This window comes from Streptomyces sp. NPDC059256 (assembly GCF_042753785.1).
Taxonomy (GTDB): domain Bacteria; phylum Actinomycetota; class Actinomycetes; order Streptomycetales; family Streptomycetaceae; genus Streptomyces.
The window spans coordinates 212,213-231,011 of sequence record NZ_JBHYZO010000001.1; the positions used below are offsets into that span (position 1 = coordinate 212,213).

Here is an 18,799-nt window from a genome sequence, read left to right on the forward strand (position 1 = left end):
GCGAGTCGGTCAGTACGCCTAGACAGTCTCCGAGCCGTAGGGAATCGCCCAGTACGGACTGCGGAGACCGATCGACTGGATGTATCCGCCGGTGCGCCCGAGGCCGTGGTTCACCCGGGAGTCCGACGGCAGATGGCTCGCCACGTCGTGCCGGGGGCGCCCGAAGAGGTCGATGCCCTCGTGCAGTACGGGCACGAGGGCGGGCCCTCGGGGCTCCTCCCCCGAACTGTCACACGGTGACCTACCGAGTTCCACATAGCCGAGGCGCTGGGCATGGTTTCCCTCCGGTGCACCGAGGACGTCGATGGTCAGCCCGAGGTACTCGCCACTGAACGCCCAGGCCGCGCCACAGACGGATTGCGTGCGGATGTCGCAGATGGTGGACAGGGCCCAGCGCGCGGTGTGTTCGCTCATGCCGAAGCGGAGGGTTCCCGCGCGGTGCGGCAACAACACTCCGGTGCCCGGCAGGAGTTGGAACACGGCCCAAGTGTGGCACCGGCCCATCCGCGGGGAGCCGTCGCTGCGAAGAGTGTTCATCAGGTCACAGATCCATTCCGGAGACTCCCAGAACCTGCAACTCGCGGGTTGCACCTCCTGTTGCTTCGTGCAACTCTGGAGTTGCACGTAAAGCCAGTTCGCAGCAACCAGAGGGAGGCTCACCATGACCGAAGACCTCAAGTCCGACCGCGCCGGCGACCGGATCGAGAAGGAGATCACCATCAATGCACCCGTGGCGCGCGTCTGGGCGGTGCTGACCGAACCGGAACACGTCGGCTCCTGGTTCGGCCAGGGCAGCCCCACCCCGGTGGACCTCCGCCCCGGCGGCACCATGTTCCTGGACCACGGCGAGTTCGGGCAGTTCCCCACCACCATCGTCGAGGTGGACGCACCCCATCGGTTCTCCTACCGCTGGGCGTCCGCCTACCCCGGAGAGCAGGCCGTCGACGGAAACTCCACCCTGGTCGAGTTCACCTTGACCTCCGAGGGCGACGGCACCCGACTGCGCGTGGTCGAGACCGGCTTCTCCTCGATCACCATCCCCGACGACCGCAAGGACTCGGCCTCGTACGAGAGCCACGAGGGCGGCTGGAGCGAGCAGGTCGTCAACATCCAGCAGTACGCGGAACGACTGTCGGCATGACCGACCCGCAGGATCGGGTGTCGGACGAGGAGGCCGTCAGCGACGTCCTGACGGCGCTGGCGGACCCGACCCGGCGTCGGATACTCGATGCGTTGGCCGCCCACGGCGGCCGGGCGACGGCAACCGTGCTCGCCCTGGAACTGCCCGTGAGCAGACAGGCGATCGTCAAGCACCTCGGCGTCCTCGCCCGCGCCGGTCTGGTGGAGGGGCACCGGGAGGGGCGGGAAGCGCGCTACGCCGTCGCACCGACCCGACTGGCCGCGACGGCCCGTTGGATGGACCGACTGGCCACCGACTGGGACTCCCGACTCGCGGCCATCAAACGGCTGGCGGAGTCCGACCCCGAGCGGTGAGCCGTGCCCGGGCATGGAACCGCCCCCGTTCCGGCGTGGGGGCTGGAACGGGGGCGGGATCAGGGGGGCGGTGAAGATCAGCCCATGTGCGGGTAGCCGTACTCCGTCGGAGCGACCAGCGTCTCCTTGATCGCACGGGTCAGCGTCCAGCGCATCAGGTTCTGCGGAGCGCCGGCCTTGTCGTTGGTGCCCGATGCCCGACCGCCGCCGAAGGGCTGCTGCCCGACGACCGCACCGGTCGACTTGTCGTTGATGTAGAAGTTGCCGGCGGCGAAGCGCAGCTTCTCCATGGTGTGCGCGGCAGCGGCCCGGTCGTTGGCGATGACCGCACCGGTCAGCGCGTAGTCGGAGACCGACTCCATCTGGTCCAGCATGGCGTCGTACTGGTCCGCGGAGCTGTCGTCGTAGACGTGCACGGCCAGGAACGGGCCGAAGTACTCCGTGGTGAAGACCTCGTTGGAGGGGTCCGAGCACTCGACGACGGTCGGGCGGATGAAGTAGCCGACCGAGTCGTCGTACGTGCCACCGGCGACGATCGTGCAGGTGTCATCGGCCTTGGCCCGGTCGATGGCGGCCTTGTTCTTCGCGAACGAACGCTCGTCGATCACCGCACCGATGAAGTTCGACAGATCGGTGACATCACCCATCTTGATCCCGTCGACCTCGGCCGCGAACTCCTCCTTGAAACCGGAGTTCCAGATCGAGGCGGGGATGTACGCACGGGAGCTCGCCGAACACTTCTGGCCCTGGTACTCGAAGGAACCCCGGGTCAGCGCGGTCTTCAGCACGGCGCGATCGGCGCTCGGGTGCGCGACCACGAAGTCCTTGCCACCGGTCTCGCCGACGATCCGGGGGTACGAGCGGTACTTCTCGATGTTGTTGCCGACCGTCTTCCACAGGTGCTGGAAGGTCCGGGTCGAGCCCGTGAAGTGGATCCCGGCGAGGTCGCGGTGGTTCAGCGCCACCTCGGAGACGGCGATGCCGTCACCGGTGACCAGGTTGATGACGCCCTTGGGCAGCCCGGCCTCCTCCAGCAGCTGCATCAGCAGCACGGCCGCGTGCGTCTGCGTGGGGGACGGCTTCCACACCACCACATTGCCCATCAGGGCCGGAGCGGTCGGCAGATTGCCCGCGATGGCGGTGAAGTTGAAGGGGGTGATCGCATAGACGAACCCCTCCAGCGGACGGTGGTCCATCCGGTTCCACACGCCCGGGGAGTTGGCCGGAGGCTGCTCGGCCAGGATGTCGCGGGCGTAGGCGACATTGAAGCGCCAGAAGTCGATCAGCTCGCACGGGGTGTCGATCTCGGCCTGCTGGGCGGTCTTCGACTGGCCCAGCATGGTGGAGGCGGCGAGCGTCTCGCGCCAGGGGCCGGACAGCAGCTCGGCAGCGCGCAGGATGATCGCCGCGCGGTCGTCGAAGGACATCGCACGCCAGGCGGGCGCGGCGGCGAGCGCCGCGTCGATGGCGTCCTGCGCATCCTGCTCGGTCGCCCCGGCGAAGGTGCCGATCACGGCGGAGTGGTTGTGCGGCTGGACGACGTCGACCCGCTCGCCGCCGCCCATCCGGCGTACGCCGCCGATGGTCATCGGCAGCTCGATCGGGTTCTCGGCCAGCTCCTTGAGCTTGGCCTCCAGCCGGGCGCGCTCGGGGCTGCCCGGTGCATAGCCGTGGACCGGCTCATTGACCGGCGCGGGAACCTTGGTGACGGCGTCCATGGTGCCGACTCTCCTTAATCAGTAGGTCAGTTGGGGGGTTCAGCCTCGGCTGACCAGCGAACGCAGGAAGAACGCCAGATTGGCGGGGCGCTCCGCGAGGCGACGCATGAAGTACCCGTACCAGTCGGTGCCGTACGCGATGTAGACGCGCATGCGGTGGCCCTCGACTGCGAGCCGGTGGTGCTCGCCCTCGCGGATGCCGTAGAGCATCTGGAACTCGTAGTCGTCGAGCTTGCGGCCGGCACGACGGGCGAGTTCCTGGCTGATGGAGATGATGCGCGGGTCGTGGGACCCGATCATCGGATACCCCTCGCCCTCCATCAGGATCTTCAGACAACGGATGTACGCGCGGTCGACCTCGGCCTTGTCCTGGATCGCGACGGACGCGGGCTCCTTGTAGGCGCCCTTGACCAGCCGGACCCGGGAGCCCGCGGCGGCCAGCGCCCGGCAGTCGTCTTCGGTGCGGAAGAGGTACGACTGGACGACCGCTCCGGTGCGGGGGAAGCGCTCACGGAGTTCGGTGTGGATGGCCAGGGTCGAATCGACCGTGGTGTGGTCCTCCATGTCGAGGGTAACCGTGGTGCCGATCTCGGCGGCGGCCTCGACGACCGGTGTGACGTTCTTCAGCGCCAGGTCATGACCGCCGGCGAGCGCCTGGCCGAAGGAGGAGAGCTTGACCGACATCTCGGCGCGCTCCCCCAGACCGAGCGGCTTCAGCGCCTCGATCAGCTCCAGATAGGCATCGCGGGCGCGCAGCGCCTCCGACGGATCGGTGATGTCCTCACCGAGGACGTCGAGCGTGACCTCCAGGCCGCGGGCAGCGGTCTCCTGGACCACGGGGATGGTCTCGTGGACCGTCTCACCCGCGATGAAGCGACTGACCACGGGCTTGGTGACCGGAGCGGCCGAGACGATGCGACGCATCCTGTCGCTGCGCGAGGCGGCGAGGATCACGGGACCCAGCACGGGGACCTCCTGGAAGTACGGGCGCCGGGCCGGAACGCGGGGGAAGACGCGTCCGGAACGGCACGAAGAACCACCGTGAAATCTAAGGATCGCTCCGATCCTCAGCCATCGACAGCTGTCACGCATCCGTGGCCGGGATCTCAGACATCTGTCTGAAGGCCGTGTCAGAATGTCCGAATGAAGGGCGATTACCAGGAACTCGTGGATGAGATCTCGGCTCTGCTGGCAGCCCCGGCAACGCTGGAGAACCGCGATTTCGAGCTGATCGCCTTCGGTGCGCACGACAGCGACGACGACGATGCGATGGACCCGGTCAGGACCCGCTCGATCCTCACCCGAAAGTCCTCCCCCGCGGTCCGCGCCTGGTTCGAGGGCTTCGGGATCACCCGCGCCACCGCCCCCGTCCGCATCCCCGCCGCCCCCGACGCCGGCGTCTTCCGGGACCGCATCTGTCTTCCGGTACGCCACCGGGGCATCGCGCTCGGCTATGTGTGGCTGCTGGACACCACACCCGGGCCCACGGACGCCCAGCTGGTCGCGGCCATGGAGGTCGCCGAACGGATCGGCGGTCTGCTCGCCGACGAGGAACGGGCCGGCACCGATCTGTCCCGCGAGTTCCGTGCGGTACTCACCGCGGATCGCGGCTGGCAGTACGACATGGCGGTGGCCGCGCTGCGCACCGCTCTCGGCGGTGGGGAGCGGGGCGCCGACGGCCCCCATGCGGTGGTGTGCGTCGCACCCTGGCCGTCGGGCGACGCCCCGCCGGTCCGCGCGCTCCCCGGCGCGGCTGCCCTGTGCACGGTGCCGGGTGCGGCGGCCCGGGTCGAGGCTCCGGCCGTACGGACGTCCCGCGGTGGCTCGTCACGAGCCGCAGGCCGGGCGGCCGGTGGCGCCCCGGCCGCAACGGGCGGCCGGGGCACCGCGGGCACGCACGCCCTCGCAGTGTTGCTGCGGCTGCGCACCCTCGACACGCCCGCCCCCGCGATCGCCGCAGCGGAACGTCTGCTCGCCTCGGCGACCAGCGCCGCCACGGCCGGTGTCTCCTCGCCCCACCAGGGCCTCGCCGACCTGGGCGCCGCCTGGCGCCAGGCGTCCTCCGCAGCCCGCGCCGCCCGAGCAGCGCCCCGGTTCGGGCCCGTCACCCAGTGGGCCGACATCGGGGCGTACCGCATCCTCACCGCTCTCCCGGGCGACCTGCCCCAGGACCCCGCGGTGCTGCCGCTGTTCGACGGCTCCCACCCCGATCTCGTCCACACCGCCGAGACCTATCTGGACTGCGGCGGCCAGGCCAGTCGTACCGCGTCCGCGCTGGGCATCCATCGACAGACGCTCTACTACCGGCTCTCCCGGGTCGAGCAGCTCACCGGGCTCGACCTCGCTGACGGCGAGGACCGGCTACTGCTCCACATGGCGCTGAAGACGGCCCGGCTCTGACCCGTTCCCCGATGGATCGAGGTCTGATCGAGTTGCCCGTCCGATGGCGCGATTCTCGGGCCGGCTGGGATCAAGCGGGGGTGACGTCCGCCGCCGCAGCGCCCGCGGGCGTGCTGCGGATGAAGTCCCCGAAGAGCAGGGCCGTCAGATCGGGCTGGTCGCGCATCAGCCAGGTCCGGCTGTCGTGGATGGTCTCCAGCCGGGCGCCGGGCATGATCGCGGCCAGCCGCTCGCCGTGCGCGTACGGGAAGAGTCGGTCCTCACGGGCGAAGGCGAGCAGGGTGGGCCGGTCGAAGGAGGCGAGCTGTCGTGCCGGTTCGAGCAGGGCCGTGGGGACGATCCCGCGGGTGACCTTGACGCAGTCGCGCCGGACGGCGGGGTCGGCGAAGAAGGCACCCAGCCAGCCGTCGATCAGGTCGTGGGGCAGTGCGCCCTTGGTGAGCAGGCCGAACCCGAAGGGCATCCGACGGACGGCGCGCAGCCGCAGGGCCTGGAAGACCAGGGTGAGCAGGCCGGGCACCCGGGAGGAGGGGCCGAGTGTTCTGAACCAGGGTGACGGGCAGTTCTCGAAGCACTCGCCGTTGGTGAGGACGAGACGGCCGATCCGCTCGGGATGGTGGGCGGCGACGATCTGTGCGATGGCGGTGCCCAGGTCGTTGCCGACCAGGGTCACGCGCGGCAGATCGAGCGCGACGATCAGATCGGCGACCAACTGGGCGATCCCCGCGAGGCTGAGGTCCGCGCCGGGGTTCATCGGGGTGCGGTGGGCGCCGAGGGGCAGATCGGGGGTGATGCACCGGAAGTCCGGGGCGAGCCGGTCGACGATCGGCTCCCAGAGCTTGCTGTCCATGAGGTAGCCGTGCAGAAACAGCACGGGCTCGCCTTCTCCGGTGTCCCGGTAGTGGACGGTTCCCTGGTCGAGCGTGATCTGTGGCATGGCGGTCACCTCTCGCTGCAATTACATACAGACTGTATGCATGTAGAGTTGCATACAGTCTGTACGGAACTCAAGGGGGCAGGATGGAATCGACCGACACCAAGCACACCCAGCGATCCCGGGCGACCAGGGCAGCTCTCATCGCCGCCGCCCGTTCGCTGTTCGCCGAGCGCGGCTACGCGGGGGTGGGCACCGAGGAGATCGTCCGGGCGGCGGGGGTGACCAGAGGGGCGCTCTACCACCAGTTCCGGGACAAGACCGATCTGTTCGACGCCACGGTGCAGACGGTCGAGGCGGAGCTGACCGAGCGGATCGCCGGGCAGGTCATGACGACCGCAACGGATCCGGTGGAGGCGCTGAAGGCAGGCGCACGCGCCTTTCTCGACGCCTTCGCCGAGCCGGACGTGGAACGCATCCTGCTGCTGGACGCGCCAGGAGTGCTGGGCTGGCGGCGATGGCGGGAGATCGGCCAGGAGCACGGCCTCGGAGTGATCACAGGGGCCCTGGAAGCGGCGATGGCAGCCGGGGCGATGACCACCCGACCCGTACCGCCGCTGGCCCACATCCTTCTCGGCGCGCTGGACGAGGCGGCGCTGATGGTCGCGCACTCGGACGATCCCGGGGCGACCCGCACGGAGATGACGGAGGCACTGGAGCACCTGGTGGAAGGGCTGCTGGTACCTAGCGCCGACCGAGCCGGCTGAGCCGGCTCTGTCCGCCGGTCCCGGCCCGCGGACGCCCGATCCAGTGAGTGGCTGGCGTGCCTGGCGGCTCAACAGCTCGGTGGCGCACGTTCAAGGACACGTTCAAGGAACCGGGCGGCGTCCGTAGACACGGCAGGGGCCCGACTCCGCACCAGGCGAGTCGGGCCCCTGCCGGGATGAACGTGTGGGATCAGTCCGTCAGATTCACCGAACGGGCGGACGCGGCGCCGATCTCCTCGGCGATCTCCGTGAGCACCGTCTGCGGCACATTGTCGTCGACCGTGAGGACGACCAGGGCCTCGCCACCCTCTTCGGCGCGTGAGACCTGCATGCCCGCGATGTTCAGTCCGGCCTCACCCAGGATGCGACCGACCGTACCGACGACACCGGGACGGTCCTCGTAGCGCAGCACCAGCATGTGGTCGGCGAGCGCCAGGTCGATGTCGTGCTCGCCGATCGCCACGATCTTCTGGAGGTGCTTGGGGCCGGCGAGGGTGCCGGAGACGGCGACCTCTTCGCCACCCGAGAGGGTGCCGCGCACGGTGACGACGTTCCGGTAGTCCGGGGACTCCGAACTGGTCGTCAGCCGGACCTCGACACCGCGCTCCTGGGCGAAGAGCGGAGCGTTGACATAGGAGACGGTCTCGTCGACGACATCCTCGAACACGCCCTTGAGCGCCGACAGTTCGAGCACCTTGACGTCGTGCTGGGTGATCTCGCCGTACACCTCGACGTCGAGACGGACCGCGACCTCGCCCGCGAGTGCGGTGAAGATGCGACCGAGGCGCTCGGCGAGCGGCAGACCCGGCTTGACGTCCTCGGCGATCACGCCACCCTGGACGTTCACCGCGTCCGGTACGAGCTCACCGGCGAGCGCGAGACGCACCGAACGCGCCACGGCGACACCGGCCTTCTCCTGCGCCTCGTCGGTCGACGCACCGAGGTGCGGCGTACAGACGACCTGGTCGAACTGGAACAGCGGCGAGTCGGTGCAGGGCTCCTTGGCGTACACATCGAGGCCCGCGCCGGCGACGCGCCCTTCCTTGAGCGCGGAGGCGAGCGCCTCCTCGTCCACGATCCCGCCACGGGCGGCGTTGACGATGCGCACGGACGGCTTGACCTTGTGCAGCGCCTCGTCCCCGATGAGCCCGAGGGTCTCGGGCGTCTTGGGCAGGTGCACGGTGATGAAGTCGGACGTTTCGAGGAGCTCGTCGAGCGTCAGCAGCTTGACGCCCATCTGCGCGGCCCGGGCGGGCTGCACATAGGGGTCGTACGCCACGATCTTCATGCCGAAGGCCGACATGCGCTGGGCGACGAGCACGCCGATGCGGCCGAGACCGACGACACCGAGCGTCTTCTCGCTCAGCTCGACGCCGGTGTACTTGGAACGCTTCCACTCGCCGTTCTTCAGGGCGGTGTTGGCCTGGGGGATGTTGCGCGCGGTGGCGACCAACAGACCGCAGGCCAGCTCGGCTGCGGTGACGATGTTGGAGGTGGGGGCGTTGACGACCATCACGCCGGCCTTGGTGGCGGCGGAGACGTCGACGTTGTCCAGACCGACACCGGCACGCGCGACGACGCGCAGCTTCTTGGCGGCTGCGATGGCTTCGGCATCGACCTTGGTGGCGGAACGCACGAGGATGGCGTCCACATCGGCGATGGCGGGGATCAACTCCGCGCGGTCCGCACCATTGCAGTGGCGGATCTCAAAGTCAGGGCCGAGCGCATCCACGGTGGCGGGCGACAGCTCTTCAGCGATGAGTACGACTGGTTTCCGAGACGCAGTGCTCACGTGAGTCCTCACTAGTCCAGTGCAGACGGCCGTCCCGACGGCCGCAGGCGGTGGAGGGGGCTAGCCGCGTGGAAGACGCACGACACTGTGGGCCTGACGCGAAGTGTTGTTGAGAAGTGTAGTGGTGGTTCAGGGTGTGTCTTGTGCCTTCTCGGCAGGATCACCCGTCCGTGGCTGGACGAAGTGGAGAACCGCCCGGCAAGTACCGGGGTGTCCACGAGTGTCCGGGGCGCACGCCAAGTGCTCGCGCGCCGGGCAGGGCGCACAACGGCGAAGGGCCGGGACACGGTCGTCCCGACCCTCGCCGTACGACTTACGCGTCGTCGTTGTCGACCCAGCTCATGAGCTTGCGGAGCTCCTTGCCCGTGGTCTCCAGCAGGTGGTTCTCGTCCTGCGTCTTGTACTCGTTGTACTTCTTCAGACCACCGTGGTACTCGTCCATCCAGTTGCGCGCGAACGTGCCGTCCTGGATCTCGGCGAGGACCTTCTTCATCTCGACCTTGGTCTGGTCGGTGATGATCCGGGGCCCGGTGATGTAGTCGCCCCACTCGGCGGTCTCGGAGACCGACCAGCGCATCTTCTCCAGGCCGCCCTCGTACATCAGGTCCACGATCAGCTTCAGCTCGTGGAGGCACTCGAAGTACGCGATCTCCGGCTGGTAGCCGGCCTCGACCAGCGTCTCGAAGCCGGCCTTGACCAGCGCGGACGCACCGCCACACAGGACGGCCTGCTCACCGAAGAGGTCGGTCTCGGTCTCCTCGGTGAAGGTGGTCTTGATGACGCCGGCGCGGGTGCCGCCGATGCCCTTGGCGTAGGACAGGGCGAGCTCGAAGCCCTTGCCCGTGGCGTCCTGCTCCACGGCCGCGATACAGGGAACTCCGCGACCCTCCTCGTACTGGCGGCGCACGAGGTGGCCCGGGCCCTTGGGGGCGACCATGGCGACGTCGACGCCGGCCGGGGGCTTGATGAAGCCGAAGCGGATGTTGAGTCCGTGACCGAAGAACAGCGCGTCGCCGTCCTTCAGGTTCGGGGCGATGGACTCCTCGTAGACCTGTGCCTGGATCGGGTCCGGCACGAGGACCATGATGACGTCGGCCTCGGCGGACGCCTCGGCAGGGGTGACCACGCGCAGGCCCTGCTCCTCGGCCTTCGCCTTGGACTTGGAACCCTCGTGCAGACCGACGCGGACATCGACGCCGGAGTCACGGAGCGACAGGGCGTGCGCGTGACCCTGGCTGCCGTAGCCGATGACCGCGACCTTGCGGTTCTGAATGATGGACAGGTCGGCATCGTCGTCGTAGAACAGCTCGGCCACTGGAATGTCTCCTTGGTGTGCAGGTGTGCGTCCCACCGTACGGCGGGAGTGGGCGGGGAGGTTTTCGGGTCTCGCCATGCGAGCCGGTGCGCGGGTCAGGCGCTGCGGTCGAGCGCGCGCAGGGACCGGTCGGTGATGGACCGGGCGCCACGCCCTATGGCGATCGTGCCGGACTGGACCAGCTCCTTGATGCCGAACTGCTCCAGCATCTTGAGCATGGCCTCCAGCTTGTCACTCGAACCGGTGGCCTCGATGGTGACGGCCTCCGGGGAGACGTCCACCGTCTTGGCGCGGAACAGCTGGACGATCTCGACGATCTGGGAGCGGGTCTCGTTGTCGGCGCGGACCTTCACCAGCACCAACTCGCGCTGGATGGCGTTGGCCGGCTCCAGCTCGACGATCTTCAGGACGTTGACGAGCTTGTTGAGCTGCTTGGTCACCTGCTCCAACGGCAGTTCCTCGACATTGACCACGATCGTGATGCGGGAGATGTCGGGGTGCTCGGTGACACCGACGGCGAGGGAGTCGATGTTGAAGCCACGGCGGGAGAAGAGGGCGGCGATCCGCGCGAGGATGCCGGGGGTGTTCTCCACGAGGACGGAGAGCGTGTGCTTCGACATGTGGGAGGTGTGCGCCGGGTGGTGGTAGGAGGTCATCGGAGTCGATCTCTCTCTTCTGCTCGCTCGCTCAGTCGTCTTCGTTGTCGCCGAAGTCGGGGCGGACCCCGCGGGCGGCCATGACCTCGTCGTTGGAGGTGCCGGCGGCGACCATCGGCCAGACCATGGCGTCCTCGTGGACGATGAAGTCGACCACGACGGGACGGTCGTTGATGGAGTTGGCCTCGGCGATGACCTTGTCGAGGTCGTCGGGGGATTCACAACGGATCGCGTAACACCCCATCGCCTCGGACAGCTTGACGAAGTCGGGGACGCGGGTGCCACCGCTGGGCTCGCCGCCGTCTCCGCCGCCCGAGTGCAGCACGGTGTTGGAGTAGCGCTGGTTGTAGAAGAGCGTCTGCCACTGGCGGACCATCCCGAGCGCGCCGTTGTTGATGATGGCGACCTTGATCGGGATGTTGTTGAGCGCGCAGGTGGTGAGTTCCTGATTGGTCATCTGGAAGCAGCCGTCACCGTCGATCGCCCAGACCGTGCGGTCGGGTGCACCGGCCTTGGCGCCCATGGCGGCCGGGACCGCGTACCCCATCGTTCCGGCACCACCGGAGTTCAGCCAGGTGGCGGGCTTCTCGTACTCGATGAAGTGGGCGGCCCACATCTGGTGCTGGCCCACGCCTGCGGCGTAGATGGTGTTCTCGGGGGCGAGTTGGCCGATGCGCTGGATGACCTGCTGGGGGGAGAGGCTGCCGTCCCCGGGCTGGTCGTAGCCGAGGGGGTAGGTCTCGCGCCAGCGGTTCAGGTCCTTCCACCACGCGGCGTAGTCGCCGGTGTGGCCCTCGCTGTGCTCGGCCTGGACCGCCTGGACCAGATCCGCGATCACCTCGCGGGCGTCCCCGACGATCGGCACGTCGGCGGTGCGGTTCTTGCCGATCTCGGCGGGGTCGATGTCCGCGTGGACGATCTTGGCGTACGGCGCGAAGCTGTCCAGCTTGCCGGTCACGCGGTCGTCGAAGCGGGCACCGAGGGCGACGATCAGATCGGCCTTCTGGAGCGCGGTGACGGCGGTGACCGAACCGTGCATACCGGGCATTCCAACGTGCAGCGGGTGGCTGTCGGGGAAGGATCCCAGCGCCATCAGCGTGGTGGTGACGGGGGCGCCGGTCAGCTCCGCGAGGACCCTCAGCTCCGCGGTGGCGCGGGCCTTCATCACGCCGCCGCCGACGTAGAGCACCGGCCGCTTGGCCTGGACGATCAGCTTGGCGGCCTCACGGATCTGCTTGGCGTGCGGCTTGGTCACCGGGCGGTAGCCGGGCAGGTCCTGGGTGGGGGGCCAGCTGAAGGTGGTCTTGGCCTGGAGGGCGTCCTTGGCGATGTCGACGAGGACTGGTCCGGGGCGGCCGGTGGAGGCGATGTGGAACGCCTCGGCGATCGTCCGCGGGATGTCGTCGGCATTGGTGACCAGGAAGTTGTGCTTGGTGATCGGCATGGTGATGCCGACGATGTCCGCTTCCTGGAAGGCGTCGGTGCCGATCGCCTTGGAGGAGACCTGACCGGTGATCGCGACCAGCGGGACGGAGTCCATGTGGGCGTCGGCGATCGGGGTGACCAGATTGGTGGCACCGGGTCCCGAGGTCGCCATGCAGACGCCGACCTTGCCGGTGGCCTGGGCGTATCCGGTGGCGGCGTGCCCCGCACCCTGCTCATGGCGGACCAGGACGTGACGGACCTTGGTGGAGTCCATCATCGGGTCGTAGGCGGGGAGGATGGCGCCGCCGGGGATGCCGAAGACGGTGTCCGCCCCCACTTCCTCAAGAGAGCGGATGAGGGACTTGGCACCCGTGACATGCTCGACTGCGGGGGTGGAGCTTCCGACAGTACGGGCCCGCGGCTGCGGATGGTGGGCCCCGGTGGCCTGCTCGGTCATCGGCATTCTCTTCTCAAAGCTGAGGGCTGACGCTGAGGTTGGTGCTGAGGATCTGGCGGGTGCTGCTGGGTGGTGCGGGCGGTTGAGCGGGTCCGGTGGTTCGTCGGTCCCGACGGGTGTGACTCTGCCGCCCTGTCGGGCGACGGTTGCGCCAGGAGTGCGGAACCGCGCGAACTCTTGGCCGTTGTGCTGCTGAATGCTTGTTTTCTGCTGTTTTGTTGTCTTGCTTCAGGATTTCATGAGTGGTGCGAAGGGGTCAGTCGGGGCCCGGTGAGGGGCTGCGCGGGGAGTTCTCACACCTGGAAACTGCATCGGTACAACAAAAAACCCCTCGTGCCGTGAGGCAAGCGAGGGGAGCGCGTCGGGGGATTCAGCAGGGCCGTCAAGGCTCCGCTCAGCCGACGCGCTTTCCAAGTACGAGAATTCGGGTGCGCATGTCACAGACCCTCCACCTCAGCCCGTGGGGCTGTCAAGCGGGTGGGACGCGCGTCTCACTATTTGAGCCGGTGCGCGTCGTCAATGAGCCACCGGCAAGCAGCGGGAGCACCGCTCCTCCCGGTAGCGGGAAGTCGTCGCGGACCAGCGCCCTGCGCAGCCTGTACTCATCGAGGGGGCCGGCGAACGCCATGCCCTGACCATGCGTGCACCCCATGCTGCGCAGCGCGAGCACCTGCTCGGGGAGGTCCACTCCATCGGCGACGGACTGGAGGCCGAGGTCTCCGGAGATCCGCAGCAGTCCGCTGGTGATCTTGTGCAGTCGGGAGGACTCCACAATGCCCTCGATCAGCCCGCGATCCAGCTTCAGCAGGTCCACGGGGAGCCTGCGCAGGGCGTTGATCGCGGCATGACCGCTGCCGAATCCGTCGAGCGCGATCCTTACACCGAGTCGGCGCAGGGCCACGAGACGTTGTTCGAGGTCGTCGAAGGAGATCCGTGGATCGCTGTCGGCGAGTTCGATGATGAGCGCCCCGGGCGGGAGGCCGTGGCGGGTCAGCAGGGCCTCGACGGTGCCGCAGGGCAGTGACCGGTCCAGGAGCCTGCGGGCGGACAGCCGCACCGAGACGGGCACCCGGTGGCCGAGCCGGTCCCGCTCCGCCGCCTGTTCCACGGCCTCCTCCAGCAGCCAGCGTCCCAGCTCCGCGGTGCGGTCGCCGTCGTCGGACGAGCGGAGGAATTCGGCGGGCGTGAACAGCATCCCCTGTGCGGAGCGCCAGCGGGCCTGCGCGGCCACGGCTTCGATGCGACCGGTGGCGAGGTTGACCACGGGCTGGTGGAGCAGGGCGAACTCTCCGTCGTGCAGGGCACTGCGCAAGCGGGCCGCCAACTCGGTACGGCGGACGACTTCGGCCTGCATCTGGGGCGCGTAGAGCTCGACGCGGTCCTTGCCGGCGGCCTTGGCCCGGTACATCGCGAGGTCAGCGTTGCGCATGAGGTCGGTGGGGGTGATGCCCTCCTCGGCGAAGGCGACACCGATCGAGGCGGCGACCCGGACGTCGTGGCCGTCGATGCGGTAGGGCTGGGAGAGGGTGAGTCTGAGCCGGTCGGCGATCTCGGCGACCTGGGTCTCGCGGGCGGTCTCGTCCGCCATGCCGTCGCCGAGGATGAGTGCCGCGAACTCATCGCCGCCGAGTCGGGCTGCGGTGTCTCCGGCCCGTACGGAGTCGGCGAGCCGACCGGCGGCCTGGATCAGCAGGTCGTCCCCCGCCTGATGGCCGAGGCGGTCATTGACGCCCTTGAAGCCGTCGAGGTCGATGAAGAGCACGGCCGCGCCCCGGTCCGCGGCCCGTCTACCGCTCAGCGCGCGGCGGACGCGATCGGTGAAGAGGGCCCGGTTGGGCAGGTCCGTGAGTGGATCGTGTTCGGCGCTGTGCTGGAGCTGGGCTTGCAGGCGCACGCGTTCGGTGACGTCGCGGCTGTTGAAGATGAGCCCGCCCTGATGGCGGTTGACCGTGGACTCCACATTGAGCCAGTCACCGCTGCCCGAGCGGAAGCGGCACTCGATGCGGGTGGTCGGCTCCTCGGCCGGTGAGGCCGCCAGGAAGCGGCGCACTTCCCTGATGACCCTGCCGAGGTCCTCCGGATGGATGAGGGTGGCCAGCTCGGAGCCGATCAGCTCGTCCGCCTCACGTCCGTAGACCCCGGACGCGGCAGGGCTGACGTAGCGCAGAACTCCGGTGGGCGCGGCGATCATGATGACATCGCTGGAGCCCTGTACGAGCGAGCGGAAGTGGTTCTCCTTCTGGGCCAGCTCATGGGTGAGGGCGATGTTGTCGACGAGCATGATGCCCTGTCGCACCACGAGCGCCAGGACGACCGTGCAGCCGGTGAGGACGACGACCCGGTCGACCGTACGGCCCTCGACAACGTTGTAGAGAATGCCCAGGGTGCAGACCGCGGCGGCCAGATAGGGGGTCAGGGCGGCCAGCGACCCGGCGACGGGCCTGCTCGGGCGGGGCGGTCGCGGTGGCCGTACGGTCTCGGCCGAGCGTCTGGCGCCCCAGGGCGCGTACGCCAGCAGGAGCGAGCCGGCGAACCAGCCGGCGTCGAGCAGTTGGCCGGAGCGGTAGCTCTCCCGCAGCAGGGGGGAGGTGAACAGCGTGTCGCACAGCACGGTCAGGGCGAGCGCGGCGATGGCGGTGTTGACGGCCGAGCGGTTGGTGGCCGAGCGCCGGAAGTGCAACGCCAGAACCATGCTGACCAGGACGATGTCCAGGAGCGGGTATGCGAGGGCGAGGGCGGCCGGGGCGACGCTCTCACCCTGTACGCGGGTGGTGTGGGCGAGCGCGAGGCTCCAGGAGAGGGTCAACAGTGAACCGCCGATCAGCCAGGCGTCCAAGCCGAGGCAGACCCAACCGGCCCTGCTCACCGGGCGCTTGGCGAGCACCAGCAGCCCGACGATGGCGGGCGGGGCGAAGCAGAGGAAGAAGAGGTCGGCGATGGAGGGGCTGGGCACCTCGCGGTGCAGGACCACCTCGTACCAGCCCCAGATGGCGTTGCCCGCGGAGGCCATCAGCGAGGAGAGAGCGAAGAGCAGCCAGGCGGGACGCAGTCGGGGTGGGCTCGTGCGTGCGTAGAGGAAGCAGGAGACGGCTGCGACGAGAGCGCCCGCACTGAGGCCGAAATCCCCCATGATCAAAGCCAGTTCGGGTGAGCCCCAACCGAGCGCCGCGCCCACTCCGTAGCCGGCACAGATCAGGGCGAGGATGAGTTGGGCGACCAGGCCCTTGCCGCTGGGGGCGGGCTCTCGGGCCGCCATCGCCCCCGGCGCGCTCACCGGGCCGCTCCTTGCGGTGTGCCCGGCACGGACGACCGGTGTGCGGCAGTGGGAGATCCAGCGGGCGTGCAGGGCGGGAAGGGCGGATCGGCCGGGGTGGTCGGCAGGGCCCGGGGAGCATGGCGCGAGGAAGTACCCGAGGTGCGTAATGGCGGGGTGAGCGCCGAGGGCTGGAAGAGCGCCATGACGATCGGGAACGGCATCAGCGCCACGGACACCACGGAGGCGACGGACACCCGTTGGGTTACGGACGTCGTTCGACTGGCGGACGTCCGTCGGGTTGGGGCGCCCGGCCCATGGGAAGCGATCACCGTGGTGAGGGCCGGGCTCACCGGGGGCGGGCGAAGTGCCCGGCCGGGGACGTCAACCGCGCTGGTGCCCCTGCCGGGAAGGGGTGTGTGCACTGCCGTGGTGATGGCGCCGGGCTCTGGATCGTGCGAGGGTCGTCGTCGACGTCCCTGCCTCATGGGATCTTGGGTCCACTGGCCGTGCATCGCCCGTCGCCCCCCTCAAAAGTCTGATTGGCAGTCAGGTCGCGTCAGCGCACCGCCCCTTGCCGGTGCAGCCCCCAGGTCCGGACGATACACCAGAATCGTCACTCAGGGACATAGTTCCTCTACTCTGAGTGACCATCAATCGCCACCGCGGCGCGCAGAGCGATTGGTTGACTTCTTGTGGTTTAGCCGGGGTGCCAGGTGTTCCAGATGGCCGCGGCGGGCGGGCGGCCGGACCTCCGCTGGGCTCACCAGCCATTACTCCGTGGTCAGTACGACATTCTGCACGGGCTCACCGGCGACGAAGGCTCCTACCTGAGCGGCGAGCAGCTTCTTGGCACGCGGTAGGAAGGCCGAGGTGGAGCCACCGACATGAGGGCTGATGAGCACTCCGGGGGCATGCCACAGGGGGTGGCCCGGCGGTAGCGGCTCCGGGTCGGTGACATCGAGCGCGGCGGTGATACGGCCGGTCCCCACCTCTGCCAGCAGGGCTTTCGTATCGACGACCGGGCCCCTGGCCACATTGACCAGGAGCGCTCCGTCCTTCATCCGGGCCAGGAACTCGGCGTCCACCAGCCCCCTGGTGTCCTCGGTGAGCGGAGTCGACAGGATCACCACATCGGCGTCCGGGAGCAGAGAGTGCACTTCGGTGAATGGGCGCACTTCACCGCGCGCCGTAGTGCGGGCAGAGCGCGCGATGCGCGCCACCCGCGCGCATTCAAAGGGCGCAAGCCGGTCTTCGATCGCCGCGCCGATCGATCCGTAGCCGACGATCAGGACCGAGGAGTCGGCGAGCGCCGGATAGAAGCCTGACCGCCACTCCTCCCCGTCCTGTCCGCGGACGAAGCCGGGGATGCCGCGCAGCGACGCCAACACCAGGGTCAGTGCCAGCTCGGCCGTCGACGCGTCGTGGACCCCCTTGGCGTTGCACAGCTGCACCCCGGGGTGCAGCGCGCCCAGACCCGGCTCGACGTGGTCGATGCCCGCCGAGAGGGTCTGGATGACCTGTACGGACGTCATCTCCGGTAGGGGGCGGAGCGCCACCCCCGGCTGGAGGTAGGGAACGGTGTAGAAGACGCAGTCCGCCGGATCGGCGGGGAACTCCGGACCTCCGTTCCAGAACCGGTAGCGAAACCCGGCGTCGACGGTCGAGGGCAGACCCTCGATCTCGTCGGCCGGAAGGGAGAGCCATATGTCTGCGGTAATGGTCACGAGGCTAGTCGGCGGGAGCCTGGGCGGAGAGGGGTGATCCGCATTGGTTAGTTTGGGGGCGGTCAAGGGAGGGATACGGGCAGTTGGAGCGCAGGACGATCGGCGCGGCGGCGCTGGCAGTGGGCGCGGTCGGGCTCGGGTGCATGCCGATGCACTGGGCCTACACCGCCTCCAGGCGGCACGGGGAACAGTCGCTGCGCACGGTCCACGCCGCGCTCGACGCCGGCGCCACCCTGCTGGACACGGCCGACATGTACGGGCCGTTCACCAATGAACTCCTGGTGGGACGGGTGCTGCGGGAGCGACGGCGGGACGCCTTCATCTCCACCAAGGTCGGCCTCTTGGTGGGAGACCGGCACGTGGTCGCCCACGGGCGGCCCGGGTACGTCAGACGGGCGTGTGACGCATCGCTGCGACGACTCCAGACGGACGTGATCGATCTCTACCAGTTGCACTGTGCGGACCCCGAGGTGCCGGTGGAGGAGACCTGGGGGGCGATGGCGGAGCTGGTGGGGGCGGGGAAGGTACGTGCGCTCGGTGTCTGTGCGCTCGGCGCGCACGGGGCGGGGGCCGGATCGGCCTCGACGGACACAACGGCACGTGGCGGCCGGTGGCGCGGTGCTGCCCGGTCGACGGGCCTGGGCGAGGTGCCGTACCCGGGGCCGGGCCCCGGTGGCCAGGTCAGACCACAGCCCGGGGCTGGGTCGGGCGGGGCGGGCCAGGGGTTCTCGATGGGCGTCCGGGGGGATGCGACCGCGTTCCCGACGGGTACCACCTTCCCGGCGGGCGGCGCGTTCCCGGCGGGCGGCGCCTTCCCGGCGGGCGCGGCGGCGAGCGGCGCTACTGGCGGATCGTTCCCGCAGTCCGCAGGGGGGACCGAACCCCCGGTGGGGGGGGGACAGCAGGGGTTGCCGGGGGGGA

15 protein-coding genes are annotated in these 18,799 nt (G+C 69.1%); 5 read left to right on the forward strand and 10 right to left on the reverse strand.

Translation table 11 applies throughout. The annotated features are described in order from the left end of the window. Nucleotides 1-18 precede the first annotated feature (18 nt). Nucleotides 19-480 (reverse strand): hypothetical protein, encoded by a 462-nt coding sequence (locus ACFXJL_RS00920; protein WP_358881743.1) that lies wholly within the window; start codon nucleotides 478-480, stop codon nucleotides 19-21. A gap of 181 nt (nucleotides 481-661) precedes the next feature. Here ACFXJL_RS00920 and ACFXJL_RS00925 point away from each other — a divergent pair, with 181 nt between their 5' ends. After that, complete coding sequence (locus ACFXJL_RS00925; protein WP_384638067.1) at nucleotides 662-1,141, forward strand: SRPBCC family protein; 480 nt, start codon at nucleotides 662-664, stop codon at nucleotides 1,139-1,141. Further along, nucleotides 1,138-1,494, forward strand: coding sequence for a metalloregulator ArsR/SmtB family transcription factor (locus ACFXJL_RS00930; RefSeq protein WP_358881745.1), 357 nt, complete (start codon nucleotides 1,138-1,140; stop codon nucleotides 1,492-1,494). The genes ACFXJL_RS00925 and ACFXJL_RS00930 overlap by 4 nt, the downstream gene beginning before the upstream one ends. A gap of 77 nt (nucleotides 1,495-1,571) precedes the next feature. Here the strand turns inward: ACFXJL_RS00930 and pruA are convergent, their stop codons facing one another. Both pruA and ACFXJL_RS00940 read right to left on the reverse strand, forming a co-directional pair. Beyond that, nucleotides 1,572-3,212 (reverse strand): L-glutamate gamma-semialdehyde dehydrogenase, encoded by a 1,641-nt coding sequence (pruA, locus tag ACFXJL_RS00935; protein WP_358881746.1) that lies wholly within the window; start codon nucleotides 3,210-3,212, stop codon nucleotides 1,572-1,574. Between the two features lie 39 nt (nucleotides 3,213-3,251). Next, nucleotides 3,252-4,178, reverse strand: coding sequence for a proline dehydrogenase family protein (locus ACFXJL_RS00940; protein WP_384688150.1), 927 nt, complete (start codon nucleotides 4,176-4,178; stop codon nucleotides 3,252-3,254). A gap of 177 nt (nucleotides 4,179-4,355) precedes the next feature. Here ACFXJL_RS00940 and ACFXJL_RS00945 point away from each other — a divergent pair, with 177 nt between their 5' ends. Next, nucleotides 4,356-5,612: a PucR family transcriptional regulator gene (locus ACFXJL_RS00945; protein WP_384688153.1), complete on the forward strand. Its 1,257-nt coding sequence runs from the start codon at nucleotides 4,356-4,358 to the stop codon at nucleotides 5,610-5,612. A gap of 70 nt (nucleotides 5,613-5,682) precedes the next feature. Here the strand turns inward: ACFXJL_RS00945 and ACFXJL_RS00950 are convergent, their stop codons facing one another. After that, on the reverse strand, nucleotides 5,683-6,549 hold the full coding sequence (locus ACFXJL_RS00950; protein ID WP_384688156.1) for an alpha/beta fold hydrolase: 867 nt from the start codon (nucleotides 6,547-6,549) through the stop codon (nucleotides 5,683-5,685). Nucleotides 6,550-6,632: 83 nt separating this feature from the next. On the opposite strand from ACFXJL_RS00950, the gene ACFXJL_RS00955 reads away from it, so the two are divergent. After that, nucleotides 6,633-7,253: a TetR/AcrR family transcriptional regulator gene (locus ACFXJL_RS00955; protein WP_384638054.1), complete on the forward strand. Its 621-nt coding sequence runs from the start codon at nucleotides 6,633-6,635 to the stop codon at nucleotides 7,251-7,253. A gap of 190 nt (nucleotides 7,254-7,443) precedes the next feature. Here the strand turns inward: ACFXJL_RS00955 and serA are convergent, their stop codons facing one another. The 6 genes from serA to ACFXJL_RS00985 all read right to left on the reverse strand — a co-directional run bounded on the left by serA (nucleotide 7,444) and on the right by ACFXJL_RS00985 (nucleotide 17,872). Further along, nucleotides 7,444-9,045 (reverse strand): phosphoglycerate dehydrogenase, encoded by a 1,602-nt coding sequence (serA, locus tag ACFXJL_RS00960; RefSeq protein WP_329023603.1) that lies wholly within the window; start codon nucleotides 9,043-9,045, stop codon nucleotides 7,444-7,446. 313 nt (nucleotides 9,046-9,358) lie between these two features. Continuing rightward, nucleotides 9,359-10,360 carry a ketol-acid reductoisomerase gene (ilvC, locus tag ACFXJL_RS00965; protein ID WP_358881751.1) on the reverse strand — a complete coding sequence of 334 codons (1,002 nt, stop codon included), beginning with the start codon at nucleotides 10,358-10,360 and terminating at the stop codon, nucleotides 9,359-9,361. Nucleotides 10,361-10,455: 95 nt separating this feature from the next. Then, on the reverse strand, nucleotides 10,456-10,980 hold the full coding sequence (gene ilvN / locus ACFXJL_RS00970) for an acetolactate synthase small subunit (RefSeq protein WP_358881752.1): 525 nt from the start codon (nucleotides 10,978-10,980) through the stop codon (nucleotides 10,456-10,458). Nucleotides 10,981-11,047: 67 nt separating this feature from the next. Then, nucleotides 11,048-12,904 carry an acetolactate synthase large subunit gene (locus ACFXJL_RS00975; protein WP_358881753.1) on the reverse strand — a complete coding sequence of 619 codons (1,857 nt, stop codon included), beginning with the start codon at nucleotides 12,902-12,904 and terminating at the stop codon, nucleotides 11,048-11,050. A gap of 463 nt (nucleotides 12,905-13,367) precedes the next feature. Further along, nucleotides 13,368-16,172 carry a putative bifunctional diguanylate cyclase/phosphodiesterase gene (locus ACFXJL_RS00980; RefSeq protein ID WP_384638048.1) on the reverse strand — a complete coding sequence of 935 codons (2,805 nt, stop codon included), beginning with the start codon at nucleotides 16,170-16,172 and terminating at the stop codon, nucleotides 13,368-13,370. 752 nt (nucleotides 16,173-16,924) lie between these two features. Beyond that, the gene (locus tag ACFXJL_RS00985; protein ID WP_384689088.1) at nucleotides 16,925-17,872 is read right to left on the reverse strand and encodes a 2-hydroxyacid dehydrogenase; all 948 of its coding nucleotides are present in this window, start codon (nucleotides 17,870-17,872) and stop codon (nucleotides 16,925-16,927) included. 89 nt (nucleotides 17,873-17,961) lie between these two features. Between ACFXJL_RS00985 and ACFXJL_RS00990 the strand changes: the two genes are divergently transcribed. Continuing rightward, nucleotides 17,962-18,799: aldo/keto reductase (locus ACFXJL_RS00990; RefSeq protein ID WP_384688162.1), on the forward strand; the 838-nt coding region annotated here is incomplete at its 3' end.